Genomic DNA, 15,468 nt, shown 5'->3' with positions numbered 1-15,468 from the left:
ATTTATGCGGCCATCCAGCCGACGTTCCTCACGGGTTTTCGTTCTATCTGGCGTTGCGGCTTCTTACCGGCACGCCGCGCGCCTTCGCAGGCATAGCGCAGGGCATCGATAACGTGGTTGTCTTTGTCGCTCAGGATCGGCAGGATTGCGCCTGTCAGCGGGTCTTCCTTGTAGCTGTACAGCGTCAATTCATCGATCAGGTGCTTGCATCGCGGGTGAACCACAATGTCAAAGCTCTTGAGAAATTCGACGCCCTCCTCCAGCGACTTCGCGCCCTTGACAGCGGGGCGGATCTGCGGGAATCCGTTCTTCTTCATATGGCTGATCGTCTCGGGCCTGGCTGAATCTGCGGTGATTGGCCACTTCTCAGCCTCTGGGACCTGCATGAACAACTCAGGCAGGTTCACAATCTCGCAGCCCACCATGTAGGCCTCGTGGTCCACATACAGCCTATGGCCCTCGATATCGCAGCGGATCAGGACTGAGGGGTCTACGCTGAATCCCCAATCAGCGCCAAGTCGGAAGATCGTCCCGGCCGGTCTTTCAAATTCCTCGACCGTCCAGTTCTTGAACACCCGGGCTTCGCTGTTCTGCTGGTACTTGCCCAGCCAGATATGCGCGTACTTGTCCGGGTCGCGCCGCTTGTCGTACTCCATCTCGTCGACAAGTTCCTGTGGCAACCAGGGGTTGTCAGAGTAGTTCGCCTCTACGACGACCGAATTCGGAGGCGGGTTCTCTCCGCGCAGCAACACGTCAATCGGGTCTATGGCAAAGCGCGGGTTCCAGCTGAACCAGAGTTCCGAGCCGGGCGCCCGAAGCGTCGGACGGAGCAAATCAAGGCTTCGCTGGCTGGCTGACTGCGCCTCTTCAAACCAAGCGATCTTGAAGCCTTCCAGTGACTTGATCGAATCGGACGTATGGTCCTGCATCCCCTGGAAGATGATGATCCCGCCATTTCTGGACTTGATCACCTTGTCCTGCACGTCGAAGTAGTCACCCGCGTTCATGCTGGCGATCTTCGTCTCTAAGAGCTTCTTGACCGAGAACTGCAAAGACTTCTGGATCTCGCGAAGGCACACCGCGTCGGTCTTGGACCGGATGCACTCTTCGATCAGGGCTTCCGCGAAAAAATGAGACTTGCCCGATCCGCGCCCGCCGTGTGCGCCCTTGTACCGCGCAGGGTGCAACAGCGGCTCGTAGACGCGAGGCGTTGCGATCTCTAGCGTCGTCATTTCGGATCGACTATGACCCGCTTGATAACGCTGAATTGCACGGGGCCACCCTCTTCGTCGCCACTGACGATTACCGCTTGAGCGGCCTTCCCGTAGCCACGGTCGAACAACTCTTTGATCGCAGCGATCCTCGCGTTGTCGTTCTCGGACTTGCGCAAAATCCTGACGAGTTCTTCGACCGCCTCGGCGCCATAAGACTGGGCCAGCGCCTTAATGTCTGCCGTCACCCGATTCGGTACGCCGGGTTTTCGACCGGCCCCGGGGCGCGCTCCGCCTCGTGCCATGTTGATATTCCTTGATAGTCTTTCAGTGACCCCGAATAATCCGATACGCCTTTACGAACGGATATGCGATGGCCACGACTGTGATTGAGAGGCACACGGCGATTGCTGCGACCTGTGCCGCGAAGACCAGGATCTCTTGCACTGTGTTCTCCGGTGCCTTAGCGAGTATTAGGCTGCCGCCTGCAAGGTAAGCGCCTTGGGACAGTGGAGGAGCGGGCTTGAAGCGCGTTCCCGAGGCGGCAGTCTGATACTCGCGTTGGTTGATGGTTAAGCAGAAGGACGAATGTCCCAGGGCCGAACGTCTTTCGGTCGTCTGTCCATGTCACGCTCCAAATGAAAAAGCCCCCGGCGATTTCTCGTCAGGGGCTGGGGTTGTCACAGCCTTTCGGCTACCGGTATAAGCGGCTGATCGCGCGTGACTCCGCATTGGCTTGCTGGCTGCACAGTCACCTATACAGCCTCTACCCTTTACTCTACTTTCATGCGCACAGTGCTGCAACGTGTGCGCACAATTTAGGCTCATATCCCTTGGCATAAACGCCACCCATGTTGTGCGCAAGGTGCTTATGGGCCGCTTCCAGGGCGTAGTAGTAGTCGCGGTTGGACATATGGAGCATGTCGGCCTTCTTCTTCACAGGCCCAGCCCACACATAGTGCGCGGTGATGATGACGCGCATGTCCGGGTGCAGGCTGTTGATTGCCACATCTACGCGCAGCATGTCACCATCAGCAGCGCAGGCTTCCGGCCCGCTGTATCCCCATCCATCGTGGTCTACGCGCTCCTTGGAGAACGCAGCGGCGGTTGGGTAGCCCAATGCCTTGTCGCGCCGGATATCCTGGCGTCGGCCCCAGTCGGATAGAAGCAACTCAAGGTTCGTTCGCATCACTCCCCCAACTGCCGGTAGTGGCTGACGTTGCTCGAAAGCGATACGAGCCGTGGCATGCCTTTTAGCTTCTCGGCTACCTGGCGCATCTGCATGTTGGGGACGTATGCCCGCGCTTGCATGGGCTTGACCTCGCTGGACTTGGTGGCGGTTTTCATGACTTATCCCCTCGGTCAACCTGGATCTCAATGTCGAGCGTCAAGATGCCAGTGGCCCACATGACGGCGCCAAAGAGGCCGACAGTGGTAGTGATCATCCCGACAATTTCAAAGAAATTCATGCTTGCGCCCCTTGCGCTTGAACGGTCAGGGCCACACCGAGAGCGGGCCATGCGTGGCTGGAGACCCCGTACAAGGGGCCTGGCTTGGCTTTGGTGCCGATTTGCGGGGTCGCGCCGCCACCTGTTCTTGGGAATCGATCTAGGATGGCTTGCCGCACGTTGCTGTCCTTCGCCTTAGTCGTCCCACACAAGTGCATCTTTACGTCCTTGCGGTAGACGAGTTCAGCGGTTTTCCAGCTGGAGAGCGCCTGGATAAAGCGACCGATCCATACGCACGTCTCGAATACCTCCCTCCCTACTGGCATGCCATAGCTAGCGATCATTTCGATGGCGATGCGCGTATGGTCAACAAGTTGCAAATAGTGCAGAAGGTCCGCATTTTTCTTGACTCCACTACTAAGCACTCGATGGTGATCAGGGAGATAGACGCACCAGCCAGATTCCTCCGGGCCAGGGTCAATACCGTATATCGAGTACACCGGCCGGCTTACTGCTCTGGTACTCGCCGAAACTGGAAACTTCTCCGGCTCGCAGACCAAACACCCATCACATCCCCTGGCCTGGCATTGCATACGGGTTCGTCCAAACTGAGTGGCCGCCATCGGATCAAGGACCACGTCCATTTGCTTCATGCCATCCCCCCCACCTGCGCCCGCAGCACGCGGAAAGGGTCGAATACCGACGGGTCTACGGTGGTGCGCAATTTGGCGATGGTGACGTAGGATTCCGTCTCGGCCTGCTTGACGATCTTCTCCTGCTCTAACAGTGGTGCCGGCGCGTCGACCGCATCGCCCCACATGTAGACAGGGGCGTATCTGCCTACCTTTGCGACCCGCACCCATTCGCGGATGTGGATTTGGCGGGCGTTATGCAGCCGATGCGACAGGAGCCGGGCATGCGGCAACGCACACCCAAATTCGTCTGCCATCTGCTTGGAGGTCATCGACCGGCCATTGGCCAGCGCGTCGGCGATCTTTTGGATAAGTTGGGTCATGATTAACATCCGATGAGATTGATCGGCTGGCAGCGGCTGTCAGCGACGTACTGCAAAGATCCAGCGTGGAACCACAGCGCAATCCCGCCTTCCCACTCTCCGTGGCGGTTCTTGTCGCAAATGAGCATGGCGTCCGGAGCGTTGGCGAACTTTTCAGGCAAAGGCGTATCCATACGGGCACATTGATCCCGGGCCTTCTCCTTGGCCTTGTTGCGCCAGACCGTCAGGAACTGGTCAACCTGGTCGGAGATGGATCCGCTGCCCTTGGAGTCCAACTTGCCGGGGGGCTTTTCCTCGTTCTCGCCCTTGCGGACGTGGTGCACCAGGTGGATGTGGACTTGATGATCCCGGGCTAGGGATGTGAGCATGTCCACGAAATCCTTCTGCGCGTTGTAGTCGTCCTCGCCGCGAACGCACTTCATCAGGCTGTCGATGACGATGTGCTTAATGCCCAGTTCGGCAGAGCAATACCGGATGACCGCGTAGATCATCTCCGGCTTGACCGTGCCCTGCTGGTCGTAGAGCCACACCTTGCCCTTGGTCCATTCCCCAAAGGTCCGCGCCATCGCCTCGCTGGGCTTCTCGTTCATCGACACCTGGCGCAGCATGCGTTTCAGGGTCGACAGCGGCTTCATTTCAAAACTCGCTATGCAGATGCGTTCCCCCTGCGCAGCAAATGCTATGCATGCCATGCCGAGCAACTGGCTTTTGCCGTGCCCGTTCACCCCCTGCCAGACTGTGACCTCACCCGGACGAAACCGGAGATGGTCATGTGTCTTCGCCCAGGGGAGTCTGGCGCCGGTCACAGCATGGCCGCCCCGGATGGACTCGACCAGGTCTTCAGTCCACACGTCGGCAGAGATGACCTTCGCCTTCGGTTCGGACTCCACCATGTACGCCCGGAAATCGAACGTCTCCGGGGTGATCATCTGGATCACGTTGTTCATTGCGCCTCCACGCGTTTCATACCGTCAGCGGGCGTCCAGCGGTACAGGTATTCATCGCTGAACCCCGACGCCAGAAGCCAAAGCGGGCGGAACTGGATAACCCTGTCTGCAACCGACAAGACACGGGTTTCGTCTTCACCGACCAGGTGCACTGCCAGGCCCACCACGCACCGAAAGTCGGCAGTCCTGGGCGAGTCGTCAGGCCCTAGGTCAATCTCCGGTTGCCCACCCAGGGACATGACCATGTCGGGGTGGGTGAACACGGTGTAGTCAGGGTTTCCACGAAGGATGCTGACGAACACCGAACTCGGCTTGTAGCCCTTCATCCGCAGGGCTATCAGGGTTTCGTGGCCGATCACAGCGCGCCCTCCCAGGGTTGTTCACCAGGGCCAAGGTCGGCTTGAATGCCGTCTTCCCAGCGCTTCTGGTTCAGGTACGTCAGGGGGGCAGGTTCGAAGCCGTCTTGCCATTGCTTCGTCTGTCGCATGGCGGCGACGTGCCCTAAAATCTGGTCTGCAACGGAATCCAGTCTCCTGGCCTTCCAGCGCTTCTGGCATTCAGCCTTTGCCACCTTGCGTTGTGACCCAGGCCAGTTTTCCCAAAACTCCGAAAATCGGGTCGGCAGGTCGGCGTCAGCCGACATATGTTTTTCTTTATTGGTGTCTGGTGTCTGGTTAGGTTGATCGTTCGTTGAACCAACCGTTTCACGACCCGTAGCACGATTCGTGCTCTGTTCGTTGAACGTTCTAGCCTCTTTGCGTTTGGCTTCTCGTTCTTGAGCGATACGACGATTCGTGTCTGCCTGCTTGCCTGCCTTTTCAAGCTCCGCCTCGATCCGGCTGTGCATCAGGCCAGATTCAACGACGATGAAGAACCTGGTAACGGACTTCACTGCGTCCTGCTCTGCCTTGGTGAACGCGCCAGCAATGCGGCACAGCGCGCCATGGTCATTCGGCAACGGCAATTCGGTCGCGTAATAGTGGTGTATTAAGGCCAAATAAGCCCCGCGCTCCGTCAGCGACAGGTGCCCCGTATCGCGCTGGAAGTCGCCGATGTAGTGCTTGTAGAAGTTCATGCTGCGGCTCTCTTCATCGGCTCATAGGCGACCTTGTAGGCTTCCTCGACAGAGGCAGGCCACAGGCCGCGAGAAATCAATTCAGCGCGCGTACGGTCGACGTACTGCACTTCCAGCTTGCGGCGCGCTTCCTTGTTGATGCCGCTGCTGTCATGCATGCGGTGGCAACGTGGGCAAGCTGCAAACGTCTGGGAGTCGCATGCCTTCAACGCCAGGCCCTTACCGAAATTGGCGTGGGCACATTGGGAAGGGGCACCAGCACCGCACACGACGCAATCCAGGGACGCCACATTGCGGCGGTGTTTCTCGGAGCGCAGGCGCTTGATCTTGAAGAAGTTCATTTCACCCACCCCGGAATATGTGGCTCGTCGGTCCACTGAACGTTATTCATGGCGCCGAAGGCCAGGATGCTTTCAATCAGTTCGGCCATGTCCTTGACGCCGATGGTGCGGGTCTGTTGGCCAAGGGATACAACGCCCTTGCCATCCAAAGACGGCACCAGCTGCATACGGTCTGTCTCGCGCATCCAGGAATCAACCAGCAGGCGTTTCCAGTCTTCAACGCCAAGCTTGCGGTTCATCCAGGTCATCTGCGCCGCGATATCCGCACACATGGCATGCAGCTTGGCGTTCTGGTTCAGGCTGCGGTTCGGCTCCTGGATAGCCACGTAGTGACCATCAGGCGCGTTCAGGATTGCTTGGATCAGCATCTGACGCGTGGCGGGGGTGACACGGATGCGCGGCTTGTTCATGTCAGTGTCTTCCGCACTCGCCCATTCCGGCGCGTGCACAGTGGCAGTTCGCGCCGATCTTGGCGCCGTAAGCCAGGAAGTCCATGTATGCGGGACTGGTCACCACAGCGCCCAGGGCGCCGATAGCCGCGTCGATCTTGTCGATCGTGATACCCATGCCACCAGACAGAAAGCGGCTTACCTGGCTTTCATCCCAACCAAGGGCATCGCGGACCACCGCCTTAGTGCGGGGGTCGGTCAAGGCTTGGCGGAATTCGCGTTCCATTGAGGGCTTTTGCATGTCAATGCGGATGGGAATGGGTGAGTTCATTGGGATACAACCTTCTGCAATAACGCTTGAGTGCGGTTGCGGGCCGGACCGGCCACACTGGAATCACTCCGCAACTCCACAAAGAACGAGAAATGACTGAAACCGAAACCCTGCTGACCCAAGCTCAAGACATCGCCCTGCGCGCCTTCGAAGAACCGACCGAAAGCGCCGTGATGGACATCTTTCGTAGGCTCTGCTGCGAGCAGGACGAGGCCCGTATGAACCGGGATATGGCTGTTGGGGTTTTCCACTGAATGGGCGGCCAGTCCCTCCCCCTTACACTGTTGGCTCTCACACGCAACAGATGGAAAGGAACCGGCCATGGAAGATTCAGCGCGACTGCATGCTGTGGAAATCTTGTTGGAAACTCTCATAGGGACGCTCCCCGAAGAGCATCGAAACAGACTTGCGCAAGAGTTCGCGTCTCGGGCCAATATCGCGAAAGCAGCCATGCTCCCGTCAACGATGCGAGAAGAAATGCGGCTAGCAATAGAACGGCACTTAGACCGACTCGCCGAAAACGTCTCGAGAATCGCGGAGCAATAGTTGTCTGGATGCGGGCCACTTCCGCTTGCATCGCCTCAAACTGGGCCTTCTGGCGGTCATTGATCTCACGCATGGCTGGCCTCCTGCCGCGGCGCGGGGTCGGCCAGCTCGGGCCAGATGCGCTGCCAGTCATCGGGGCGCAGGTCGCGGCGAGTAACGGCGCCACCAGTTGCCCGGTCAATTTCCACGCAGCGTTCGGGCGGCACAGACCGCAGCCCAGTACGCCACTGATAGATCAGCGCCGGGGCTACGCCGAGGTCGCGCGCCAATTCGGCCGCGCTTTTCTTCCCGCTGGTGAGGTAATCGGTAAGGTTCATGAGCGCGACGATAGCATGTGCTATCGGAAAGGACAATAGCAGATGTCAATTCCCGATTGCTATGGGGCTGCGCAGAATGCCGGTGCTATGGAAGAGAGAACCCACCGCGTTGCGAACCTACGAGCGCTCGTGACAAAAGCGGGCAGCATCGCCGCTTTCGCACGTCAACACGAGAAGATCGACCCGACCTACGTATCCCAATTAATAAATGGGCACCGTAGCTTTGGTGAGCGTGCCGCGCGCAACATGGAAAGTAAGATAGGCCTCTCAAGCGGGACCCTGGACCTACCTCCTGATTCGTCGCCTCTACCGACCGGATGGCCATTTTCCTCAATTCCCCCAGCGGAATGGGCCAAGCTTACGGATGCACAACGTAAGGGCATCGAGGAGTGGGTTGCCGCACAAGTTGCGGCATATTTAGGGACATCTTCCAGCAAGCGAAGCGCCTCTGACGAAGAGGCCGCATAATTGGACCGCAGACGGAAACGTCATTACGCTTGAATTGTTCACCCCAAGTGAAAAGGACCCGAGATGATTGTGCGATTATCTTGTCAGGCCATAACGCTGGCTCTTCTTGCGGGATGCGCTAACCATCAGCAAATGCAAGCGGAGCGCGATGCCGCGTCTGTCGAGCAGACCTGTAGCGCAGCCCAGCAAGATGTTCGGCTAGCCCCTCTTCATGCCGTGATGCCTCCACGGCCTATGAGCGCCAGCCTTCCGCAGCTGTCGGACGCGAACCACCTTGATGCACAGCAAAAAGCGGCGCTTGCTGTCTGGTATGAGGTGTTTGATTCTTGCTATGACCAGCAACAGGCCCATCTCGCAAGGTATGCTGCCAATGGGGCTTCATCTGTCTACGGGAAGATGCGGGCTGATATGAAAATCCTTCGCGCCGGGCTTTATCAGGATCAGATCACCATTGGTCAATTCAATACGGCGGCCTCCAGGCTCGGCGCCGAAGCCGAGGCAAGCTACGCCGCTATCGACCAGCGCCAACAAGCTGCAAATGCGGCAATCGCCGCACAGCAGTCTCAGAACATGGCGATCATGGCGCCTCTTATGCGAGTTCAGCCGGTCCAAATACAGCCGTACCTTTTGCCGACTCAGCAGACCATCCAGACCACTTGCAACCGCTACGGGAACAACGTGCAGTGCATCAGTAGATAAGCTTTAAGCCGCTGAATTGCCGCCTCCGGGCGGCTTTTTTACGTCCAACGGAAAAATCTTAGCAAATGCTATTGACCCAATGCGATAGCGGATGCTATTGTTCTCCCATGCACTCACACCGCTTAGGCCGCAGGCCAGCAAGTAACGGGTCGGATGCAGAGAAGTACCGCAAGCCCATGCGTGACCTGACGTACCTGGTTAGCCAGATCCGAGGGTGAAGTCGAAAGAGGAATGCCTAGCCCAAGCTGGAATTGGGTGGACGCGATGAAGGGGTAGTTAGCGGAGAACCCCTGAGCCGACAGAGCCGCGAGTCTGTATTGCGAACTGGAACCGTCAGGGGCGATGCAGACCAGATTTATCTGAATGCCAGCCCTCCCGGCTCAGGCATTTTCATGAACCTGGAGATACCGATGAAAGAAAAGCTCGAGCAGGACATTGCTGGCGCCAAGCGCGCATTGCAGGACGCAGAGGCAGCTCTACTGCTCTGGACGCAGAAAGCAGAAAACAACGTCTTCGCCACGCTGGAAGACGCCGAAGGCGAAGTCGAAGAGATGCTGCGCGGTCGTGCCCATGAGGATTGCGAAGGCTCCTACAACTGCGGCGCCGAAGTGTACGACCAAGAATTCATGGTGGATGGCGTGAAGTACGTCGGCACGTTGAAGTGCGAATACAACCGCCACGACAAGACGTACTACTACTTGGAAGAAGCTGATTTCAGCGTCGCCAAGGTCGGCTGAGATTGAAGAAGCAGCGCGCAGCTTGGAGCCGACGCAACTGTTTGAATTTATCGAACAGTTGCTAGGGAACAGCCAGGTAGCGCGCTGCTCCGGAATTCATCCGCCAGCCCGTTCCTAGAGCGGGCTTACGAATGAAATCTCACAAGCCGTGAGCAAACAGGGAGAAGCAAATGTTCGCAGTTATCGAGACCAAAAACGCAACTCATATCGCCATCCACATCCCGCACGAAGGGTCTGACAAGTCGCTTCCTGCGTTGGCAGCAATGCTGGAAAACAACGCCACCTTCATCAACAAAGGATGGCGCGAGATCGGTGTCGTCAAGCCTGAAATGAGCATCATCCTTGGCGACAAGTTCGACGCCGAATCCGACGACGCAGGCGAACTGCTGATCAAGGCAAGCTCCGCAGTGGTGAGCGATGATTTCGTGATTGCTGCTCCGGAAGTTTTCGTCAGCAACAAGAAGGCGATCGCCAAGAAGCAAGAAGAAATCGACCGCCTGCGTTCGGAGCTGCAAAGCGTCAAGTACCAACTCGAAGCGGCGCACGCGCAACTCAAAGAGCGTGAACCTTCGGAAGCTGACGAGCCTTTCTGAAGCTGATTGATCGGCCCGCTTCTTTCAGGATTCATACCGATTAACAAGGAGAACGAGCAATGCTCAGTCAAGAACAAATTCAGCAGGCCGTCAACGATGCAATGCCGGATGTGCTGCGCGGGCTACGTCGTGAAATCGAAGATCGCCTAGTGCGTGAAGCGATCCATACAGCATCCGTTGCGGTTAACACTCAAGTCACCGAGTGGGTCAAGGAGAACTTGATCCCAGAAGTCTTGATGGCGCTGACCGAATCCAAGGATGGTCTGATCACCGCCGCGCCTGTGATGGCACAGACGATGGTCCAGGCCCTGAATGCTTCCCTACAAGAAACGATCACCAAGAAACTGGAATCGTCTTGGGAGCGCAAGAAGATATTCGAAGCCCTGATCGGCTAACCCCCCATCCCGTTGATAAGCCCGAGGGGCAAAGGAGAAGAGATGGGACTCACTGTCCATCAAAGCCACGAAGACGATTTCGCGAAAATTGTCCGCACGGACACCGGGCGGCAGGTTCTGTACTACGCCGACAGCAACGAAGAAGGCGAACCGCAGGTCATCGCGGTCACTTCTGTTGAAGGGATCACGGTAAGGGTTGGCATGACCTTCAAAGATAGCGACTCGGGGCACGACAAGCGAGACAAGTTCTTCGGCCAAGTGTCCCCAGAACACGCCAGCAAGTTCGAAGCGATGGCTATTGGCGCGGTAGTTGGCCGCCGAGCCGAGTAGCCCCTGATTCCCCCCCTGGTGCTGCATAGCAGCCGTAGCCGCACGAAACGCGGCGCCCCCCCTCGGTCGCTCAGGCCGGCGAATCCCAATCCCACCTAACGCCATACGTCAGCCTTACCCAAGGCTGGGGGTTCGCCGCCCTGAGCGTCTACGACTTACCGCAGTCTTCCCCCACCCTTCAAGCCCTCCACACCATACCGCAGCGTGCGCACAAAGCGTGGTGTGTGGTTGGCCGTGAGGATCTGGCCGGAAGACTGCACCCCTACATAGGAACCACCATGAAGAGCAAAGCGCTGTACCTGCTTGGCGCGTTGGTTATGCCGGTCTTTCTCCCGCTTTGGCTGCTGTGGTGCTTCCTGGCGGACTTGGGCGGCTCGCTGAAGATCGCCCTGCGGAACACCTACTACAGCACCCGTCATCAGGCCAAGCAGGACTGGCGGACGCTGGTCTCTTACTACGCCGACGGGTTTCCGAAGGACTCCACCAAGGAACGCCCATGAGCAAGCCCAATCTGCCGCCGCTTCCCAGCCTACAAAGCGTCGTTGTAAACGATGCCTGCTGGAGGCTCATCGACGCCTTACCCCGAGGCCTTCCAGGCTCCGTCCTTAACGATCTGAAGCCCGCAGTCTACGCAGCGTTGTGTCATGCCTTGCCCATCTACGCCGAGGAAGCTGTACGCCAGGCTCTGGCGGCGCAAGCAAAGTCACTCCGAGATTTTGCTGATCGCAAATACTGCCAGGCCATTGAATATGGCCGCCGCAATGAGGCCCTGGGCTGGGAGTCGAAAGCCAAGGGCGGACGCTTCGGTACAGACGAATACGCCTGTCACCAGAAGATGAACGAGGCGTTCGGAGCGCACTTCGTCATCTACGAGGCGCTTAAGCAAGTCGCCCTCATCCCGGAGAACAGCAATGGGGAATCGACCTAGATTCACCTTCGATCCGCCCGCCGAGATTTACGCGATGAAGTACGCAGAGGTCGCCCGGGGTATCGAGGCGGATCTGTTTGCCCATCGTCAGGCGGTGATCGAAGCCTTCGAGCAGGAATTCCCGGACGAGGATGCGCGGATGCTGGCATTCATCGCTGGAAAAGCTGACCAGCCGGAGAAGATCCTTGAATTGGCAGCGTCCGGAATCCTCGGACCTGAATGCCGCGACCAGATGACGCTGGCTATAGGCCACGTTGCCGACTATCTAACGAAGAACTACGTTCGCGGCTTCTGGCCGGAATGGGTTCCTTAAGGAGAAACCTTCCTATGAAGACTCTGCCGAGTTTCGACGAAATAAGCGCGCTGCTGGCCTATGACCCGGCAACAGGCGTGCTGCGGTGGCGCGTGAACTGCAGGGGGACAGTGCGGGCCGGAAACGTCGCTGGATGCCAATACAGTAATGGCTACGTGATGGTTTCGGTTCTAGGTCGACGTTTCCTAGCTCACCGACTGGCTTGGTTGCTGGCAACGGGGGCGTGGCCTAACTCGGAAATCGATCATCTGGATGGCGACCGCGCGAATAATCGAATCAGTAATCTGCGTGATGTTAGCCACCTAACCAACATGCAAAATCGGCGCATGGCCAACTCCGATAATACGTCAGGATTTCTTGGCGCGTCCCCATACAAGGGGCGTTGGAAGGCGCAGATCAAGATCGTCGGTAAAGTCCGATACCTCGGCATGTTCGACAGCCCAGAAGCAGCTCACGCAGCGTACATCGAAGCAAAACGAAAACTTCACCCGGGATGCGTGATATGACCACGCTTACAAAATTTGTACGCGCCGTTGACGCCTACGCCGTCGTCGGCATCTTTTCGCTCATCTGCGCCATCGTCGGCGTGCTGGGAAGTCAGCAGCAGGCAGACCAAGCTTCTAACGAACGCTGGGCGAAGGATGGCGGCACCAAATACGCGAGTCGGCAATGAAAGCCGAAGACTTCTACGCCCCAGGCATCCCCGATCAATACCTACGCGCCCAGCGCGGACGAGAAGTAGCAATCATCCAAACCGAGCAATCAGGAGCAATCAATGAGCATAGCAACCCTAATATTGGGCAACTCCGGTTCCGGAAAGTCCACATCCCTTCGCAATCTGGACCCAGCGAAGACCCTACTGATCCAGTGCCTACGCAAGCCCCTGCCGTTCAGGGCTGAGGGCTGGAAAGCCCGAAAGGACAAAACCGGCGGCAACATTTTTCAGTCTGATGACCCGGCAAGCATCGAGAAGGCAATGCGCCTGTCGGAACACGAAATTGTCGTGATTGACGACTATCAGGCCGTCATGGTCAATCAGCTACTTTCCCGCACCGGTGAGACTGGGTACAAAAAGTTCGAAGACATCGGCAAGGCTGCGTGGGACATATTCAATGCCGCTGGCCAGTTGGCCGAGCATCGCCGGGTGTACATCCTGGCCCACACACAAACCGATGAGTTCGGCAATGTTCGGATGAAAACGGTGGGGAAGATGGTTGATAGCACTCTGGTTCCGGAAGGCTATTTCACCATTGTCCTACGCACCCAGGTCACCAACGGCGTTTACCAATTCTCAACTCAGACCAACGGCCAGGACTGCTGCAAGAGCCCCATTGGGATGTTTCCCGACACCCTCATTGATAACGACCTGGCAGAGATTGACCGCATGGTCTGCGAGTTCTACGAGGTGGGCCATGCAATCGCTTGATTTGAGCGGGTGCCGGTTTGGGATGCTAGTTGCGTTGAGGAAAGGCGAATCGGTTGGTAGCCAAAGCCGCTGGGTTTGCATCTGCGACTGCGGATCCGAATCGTTAGTTCGGCTCGGAAACCTTCGGAACGGTCACACCACCAGTTGCGGTTGCAAGCGAGTGACCACAACAGCAGCCGACAAAACCCGCCACGGCCAGTTCGGAACGCCCACCTACAAGTCCTGGTCCTCGATGCTCACCCGCTGCCAGAACAAGGGAAATCACAAGTACCCCGACTATGGCGGCAGAGGGATAAAGGTCCATGACTCGTGGAAGAACTTCGAATCATTCTTGGCCGACATGGGTGAACGACCCGAAGGAACGACGCTAGGGCGCATCGATAACGACGGCGACTACAAACCCGGCAATTGTGAGTGGCAAGACTCGAAGACTCAAGCACGCAATAAACGCAATACGGCGAGCTTCGACTTCGAAGGAAAGAGCGCCACCTTGCAGGAACACTGCGAGGCACTAGGCATGCATTACCCAACCGCAAAAAGCCGAATCTACCTGTACGGGTGGACGGTGGATAAAGCGCTTACGACTCCAACTCGACAAAGGAAATAGCACACATGTACGCACTCGACACCAACGCCGCCAAGGGCGCAGAGAACACGGGCGCTCGGATCACCGAGATGGGCAAATACAAGGGGAAGTTCACCCGCGCCCAGCACATCGTCGCCAAGAACACGGGCACTCTCGGGATCGACTTCGATTTTGTGTCTGACAGCGGTCAGAAGGCCCGTTTCTCGATCTACACCCGGAAGGAAGACGGCACGACCATTTACGGCTTCAAACAGTTGAATGCAATCATGGCCTGCCTCAGCCTGCGTGGACTGAACGACCCGCAGATGAAGAAATGCAAGGTCTACGACTACGACCTGAAACGCGAAGTGGAAATCGAGGTTCCGCAGTTTGGAGAACTGCTGGAAAAGCCTATCGGGCTTCTGTTCACGATGGAGGAGTACGACGCGGGCAAGTGGCGTCCCAATCTAGCTGGCGTCTTTCAAGCAGGCACGGAACTGGTGGCGTCTGAGATCCTGGACCGCAAGACCCAGCCTCTCCAGCTGGCCAAAATGGTTCAAGCGCTGCGCGACAAGCCCATGCGCACTGGTGGCGGCAACTCGACTGCCGATGGCAACCGCGCCTTTGCCGAAGCCGGAGCGGAATCCTCGGACATCCCTTTTTGAGGTGACGTATGGCCACTCTCTACGAAATCGCCCCGCAGCACCGCGCCCTAGCTGACCGGCTGCGCGAAATGGGTCTGGACGAAGATGCAGTATCTGACACCCTGGAAGCGGAGAGCGATCTCCCCGGTAAGGTGGAAACCTACTGCATCGTGCTACGCGAAAAGGAGGCTGAAATTGAGGCCTACAAGCGCGAGAAGGAACGCTTTGAAGACCTGATCAAGTCCGCAGACAGCGCCGTTAAACGCATGAAGTCGATGCTGCTGGACGGTTTGCAGGCTGCTGGCGAGAAGCGGGTTCAGGCTGGCACCTTCACGGTGTCCGTTCTGGGCGCGAAGGGCTCAGTCGTAATCAAGCACCCCGAATTGCTGCCGCGCGAATACCTGACCAGCCCTCTGCCGCCAGAACCCCAGCCGGACAAGAACCTCATCTACAAGGCGATCACCGAGGGCCACAAGGTCCCCGGGTGTGAAGTTGTCCCCGGCGTTCGTCTGGGCATCAAGTAACTCCCCCTGCAGCCCCGTACCCCGCCGTCTGTCCGGGGCTGCCCTTCTATTGCCTGGAGATCCGAAATGGATAGCAGCGACGTACCCGAACCTGAATATGACTTCGTTGAGCGCCTGCTAATCCGTGCGGGTCTGCTTGGCTTTATCGCTGGCCTTGGCGTTGTCTACATCGTCATTTTCTTCATCTGCCGCCGCGCGATCGAATACTTCTTCCCCGGAGCCTGAA

General features: G+C 57.7%; 30 protein-coding genes. 16 read left to right on the top strand and 14 right to left on the bottom strand.

Features of this window, described 5'->3' with window-relative positions; all coding sequences use genetic code 11:
* Positions 1-2 precede the first annotated feature (2 nt).
* The 13 genes from ELS24_RS10225 to ELS24_RS10175 all read right to left on the bottom strand — a co-directional run bounded on the left by ELS24_RS10225 (position 3) and on the right by ELS24_RS10175 (position 6,727).
* Positions 3-1,232 carry a PBSX family phage terminase large subunit gene (locus ELS24_RS10225; protein WP_127184020.1) on the bottom strand — a complete coding sequence of 410 codons (1,230 nt, stop codon included), beginning with the start codon at positions 1,230-1,232 and terminating at the stop codon, positions 3-5.
* The gene (locus tag ELS24_RS10220) at positions 1,229-1,516 is read right to left on the bottom strand and encodes a hypothetical protein (protein ID WP_127184019.1); all 288 of its coding nucleotides are present in this window, start codon (positions 1,514-1,516) and stop codon (positions 1,229-1,231) included. Before ELS24_RS10220 ends, ELS24_RS10225 begins: the two co-directional genes overlap by 4 nt.
* A 479-nt stretch (positions 1,517-1,995) precedes the next feature.
* Positions 1,996-2,382 carry a hypothetical protein gene (locus ELS24_RS10215; RefSeq protein ID WP_127184018.1) on the bottom strand — a complete coding sequence of 129 codons (387 nt, stop codon included), beginning with the start codon at positions 2,380-2,382 and terminating at the stop codon, positions 1,996-1,998.
* A gap of 17 nt (positions 2,383-2,399) precedes the next feature.
* On the bottom strand, positions 2,400-2,558 hold the full coding sequence (locus tag ELS24_RS30845) for a hypothetical protein (protein ID WP_164741238.1): 159 nt from the start codon (positions 2,556-2,558) through the stop codon (positions 2,400-2,402).
* Entirely contained in the window at positions 2,555-2,680 is a 126-nt protein-coding gene (locus tag ELS24_RS31510) for a hypothetical protein (protein ID WP_275066570.1), read from the bottom strand. The genes ELS24_RS30845 and ELS24_RS31510 overlap by 4 nt, the downstream gene beginning before the upstream one ends.
* Positions 2,677-3,312 (bottom strand): hypothetical protein, encoded by a 636-nt coding sequence (locus tag ELS24_RS31225; RefSeq protein WP_240669477.1) that lies wholly within the window; start codon positions 3,310-3,312, stop codon positions 2,677-2,679. The genes ELS24_RS31510 and ELS24_RS31225 overlap by 4 nt, the downstream gene beginning before the upstream one ends.
* Positions 3,309-3,674 carry a hypothetical protein gene (locus ELS24_RS10205; RefSeq protein WP_127184017.1) on the bottom strand — a complete coding sequence of 122 codons (366 nt, stop codon included), beginning with the start codon at positions 3,672-3,674 and terminating at the stop codon, positions 3,309-3,311. Before ELS24_RS10205 ends, ELS24_RS31225 begins: the two co-directional genes overlap by 4 nt.
* 2 nt (positions 3,675-3,676) lie before the next feature.
* Positions 3,677-4,621, bottom strand: a complete 945-nt coding sequence (locus ELS24_RS10200; protein ID WP_240669476.1) for a DnaB-like helicase C-terminal domain-containing protein — start codon at positions 4,619-4,621, stop codon at positions 3,677-3,679.
* A complete protein-coding gene (locus tag ELS24_RS10195; protein WP_127184016.1) occupies positions 4,618-4,980 on the bottom strand; it encodes a hypothetical protein in 363 nt (120 codons plus the stop codon). The genes ELS24_RS10200 and ELS24_RS10195 overlap by 4 nt, the downstream gene beginning before the upstream one ends.
* Complete coding sequence (locus ELS24_RS10190; protein WP_127184015.1) at positions 4,977-5,696, bottom strand: YdaU family protein; 720 nt, start codon at positions 5,694-5,696, stop codon at positions 4,977-4,979. Before ELS24_RS10190 ends, ELS24_RS10195 begins: the two co-directional genes overlap by 4 nt.
* Positions 5,693-6,037 (bottom strand): hypothetical protein, encoded by a 345-nt coding sequence (locus tag ELS24_RS10185; protein WP_127184014.1) that lies wholly within the window; start codon positions 6,035-6,037, stop codon positions 5,693-5,695. Before ELS24_RS10185 ends, ELS24_RS10190 begins: the two co-directional genes overlap by 4 nt.
* A complete protein-coding gene (locus ELS24_RS10180) occupies positions 6,034-6,447 on the bottom strand; it encodes a recombination protein NinB (protein ID WP_127184013.1) in 414 nt (137 codons plus the stop codon). The genes ELS24_RS10185 and ELS24_RS10180 overlap by 4 nt, the downstream gene beginning before the upstream one ends.
* A 1-nt stretch (position 6,448) precedes the next feature.
* Complete coding sequence (locus ELS24_RS10175; protein ID WP_164741340.1) at positions 6,449-6,727, bottom strand: DNA-binding protein; 279 nt, start codon at positions 6,725-6,727, stop codon at positions 6,449-6,451.
* A gap of 122 nt (positions 6,728-6,849) precedes the next feature.
* Here ELS24_RS10175 and ELS24_RS30840 point away from each other — a divergent pair, with 122 nt between their 5' ends.
* Positions 6,850-7,011 (top strand): hypothetical protein, encoded by a 162-nt coding sequence (locus tag ELS24_RS30840; RefSeq protein ID WP_164741237.1) that lies wholly within the window; start codon positions 6,850-6,852, stop codon positions 7,009-7,011.
* A gap of 357 nt (positions 7,012-7,368) precedes the next feature.
* On the opposite strand, the gene ELS24_RS10170 is transcribed toward ELS24_RS30840, so the two are convergent.
* The gene (locus tag ELS24_RS10170; RefSeq protein WP_127184011.1) at positions 7,369-7,620 is read right to left on the bottom strand and encodes a transcriptional regulator; all 252 of its coding nucleotides are present in this window, start codon (positions 7,618-7,620) and stop codon (positions 7,369-7,371) included.
* Positions 7,621-8,322: 702 nt separating this feature from the next.
* Here ELS24_RS10170 and ELS24_RS10165 point away from each other — a divergent pair.
* From ELS24_RS10165 to ELS24_RS30830, 15 genes are all read left to right on the top strand, one after another.
* Positions 8,323-8,787 (top strand): hypothetical protein, encoded by a 465-nt coding sequence (locus ELS24_RS10165; RefSeq protein ID WP_127184010.1) that lies wholly within the window; start codon positions 8,323-8,325, stop codon positions 8,785-8,787.
* A 410-nt stretch (positions 8,788-9,197) separates the two neighbouring features.
* Positions 9,198-9,524, top strand: a complete 327-nt coding sequence (locus tag ELS24_RS10160) for a hypothetical protein (RefSeq protein WP_127184009.1) — start codon at positions 9,198-9,200, stop codon at positions 9,522-9,524.
* Positions 9,525-9,694: 170 nt separating this feature from the next.
* Positions 9,695-10,117, top strand: coding sequence for a hypothetical protein (locus ELS24_RS10155; protein WP_127184008.1), 423 nt, complete (start codon positions 9,695-9,697; stop codon positions 10,115-10,117).
* Positions 10,118-10,176: 59 nt separating this feature from the next.
* The gene (locus ELS24_RS10150; RefSeq protein WP_127184007.1) at positions 10,177-10,512 is read left to right on the top strand and encodes a hypothetical protein; all 336 of its coding nucleotides are present in this window, start codon (positions 10,177-10,179) and stop codon (positions 10,510-10,512) included.
* A gap of 42 nt (positions 10,513-10,554) precedes the next feature.
* Complete coding sequence (locus ELS24_RS10145; protein ID WP_127184006.1) at positions 10,555-10,842, top strand: hypothetical protein; 288 nt, start codon at positions 10,555-10,557, stop codon at positions 10,840-10,842.
* A gap of 278 nt (positions 10,843-11,120) precedes the next feature.
* On the top strand, positions 11,121-11,342 hold the full coding sequence (locus ELS24_RS10140; protein ID WP_127184005.1) for a hypothetical protein: 222 nt from the start codon (positions 11,121-11,123) through the stop codon (positions 11,340-11,342).
* Positions 11,339-11,770 (top strand): hypothetical protein, encoded by a 432-nt coding sequence (locus ELS24_RS10135; protein ID WP_127184004.1) that lies wholly within the window; start codon positions 11,339-11,341, stop codon positions 11,768-11,770. The genes ELS24_RS10140 and ELS24_RS10135 overlap by 4 nt, the downstream gene beginning before the upstream one ends.
* The gene (locus ELS24_RS10130; RefSeq protein ID WP_127184003.1) at positions 11,754-12,083 is read left to right on the top strand and encodes a hypothetical protein; all 330 of its coding nucleotides are present in this window, start codon (positions 11,754-11,756) and stop codon (positions 12,081-12,083) included. The genes ELS24_RS10135 and ELS24_RS10130 overlap by 17 nt, the downstream gene beginning before the upstream one ends.
* A 14-nt stretch (positions 12,084-12,097) precedes the next feature.
* Positions 12,098-12,589: an HNH endonuclease gene (locus ELS24_RS10125; protein WP_127184002.1), complete on the top strand. Its 492-nt coding sequence runs from the start codon at positions 12,098-12,100 to the stop codon at positions 12,587-12,589.
* Complete coding sequence (locus tag ELS24_RS30835) at positions 12,586-12,756, top strand: hypothetical protein (RefSeq protein WP_164741236.1); 171 nt, start codon at positions 12,586-12,588, stop codon at positions 12,754-12,756. The genes ELS24_RS10125 and ELS24_RS30835 overlap by 4 nt, the downstream gene beginning before the upstream one ends.
* A gap of 102 nt (positions 12,757-12,858) precedes the next feature.
* Entirely contained in the window at positions 12,859-13,509 is a 651-nt protein-coding gene (locus tag ELS24_RS10120; RefSeq protein ID WP_127184001.1) for an AAA family ATPase, read from the top strand.
* Between the two features lie 160 nt (positions 13,510-13,669).
* Positions 13,670-14,116, top strand: coding sequence for a hypothetical protein (locus tag ELS24_RS10115; RefSeq protein ID WP_127184000.1), 447 nt, complete (start codon positions 13,670-13,672; stop codon positions 14,114-14,116).
* Between the two features lie 5 nt (positions 14,117-14,121).
* The gene (locus ELS24_RS10110) at positions 14,122-14,739 is read left to right on the top strand and encodes a hypothetical protein (RefSeq protein WP_127183999.1); all 618 of its coding nucleotides are present in this window, start codon (positions 14,122-14,124) and stop codon (positions 14,737-14,739) included.
* Positions 14,740-14,747: 8 nt separating this feature from the next.
* A complete protein-coding gene (locus tag ELS24_RS10105) occupies positions 14,748-15,242 on the top strand; it encodes a siphovirus Gp157 family protein (RefSeq protein ID WP_127183998.1) in 495 nt (164 codons plus the stop codon).
* Between the two features lie 66 nt (positions 15,243-15,308).
* Positions 15,309-15,467 carry a hypothetical protein gene (locus tag ELS24_RS30830; RefSeq protein ID WP_164741235.1) on the top strand — a complete coding sequence of 53 codons (159 nt, stop codon included), beginning with the start codon at positions 15,309-15,311 and terminating at the stop codon, positions 15,465-15,467.
* The last annotated feature ends 1 nt before the right edge of the window (position 15,468 follow it).

This window comes from Achromobacter spanius (assembly GCF_003994415.1).
GTDB lineage: Bacteria > Pseudomonadota > Gammaproteobacteria > Burkholderiales > Burkholderiaceae_B > Achromobacter > Achromobacter spanius_C.
This window is presented reverse-complemented; position numbering and strand designations above follow the sequence as displayed.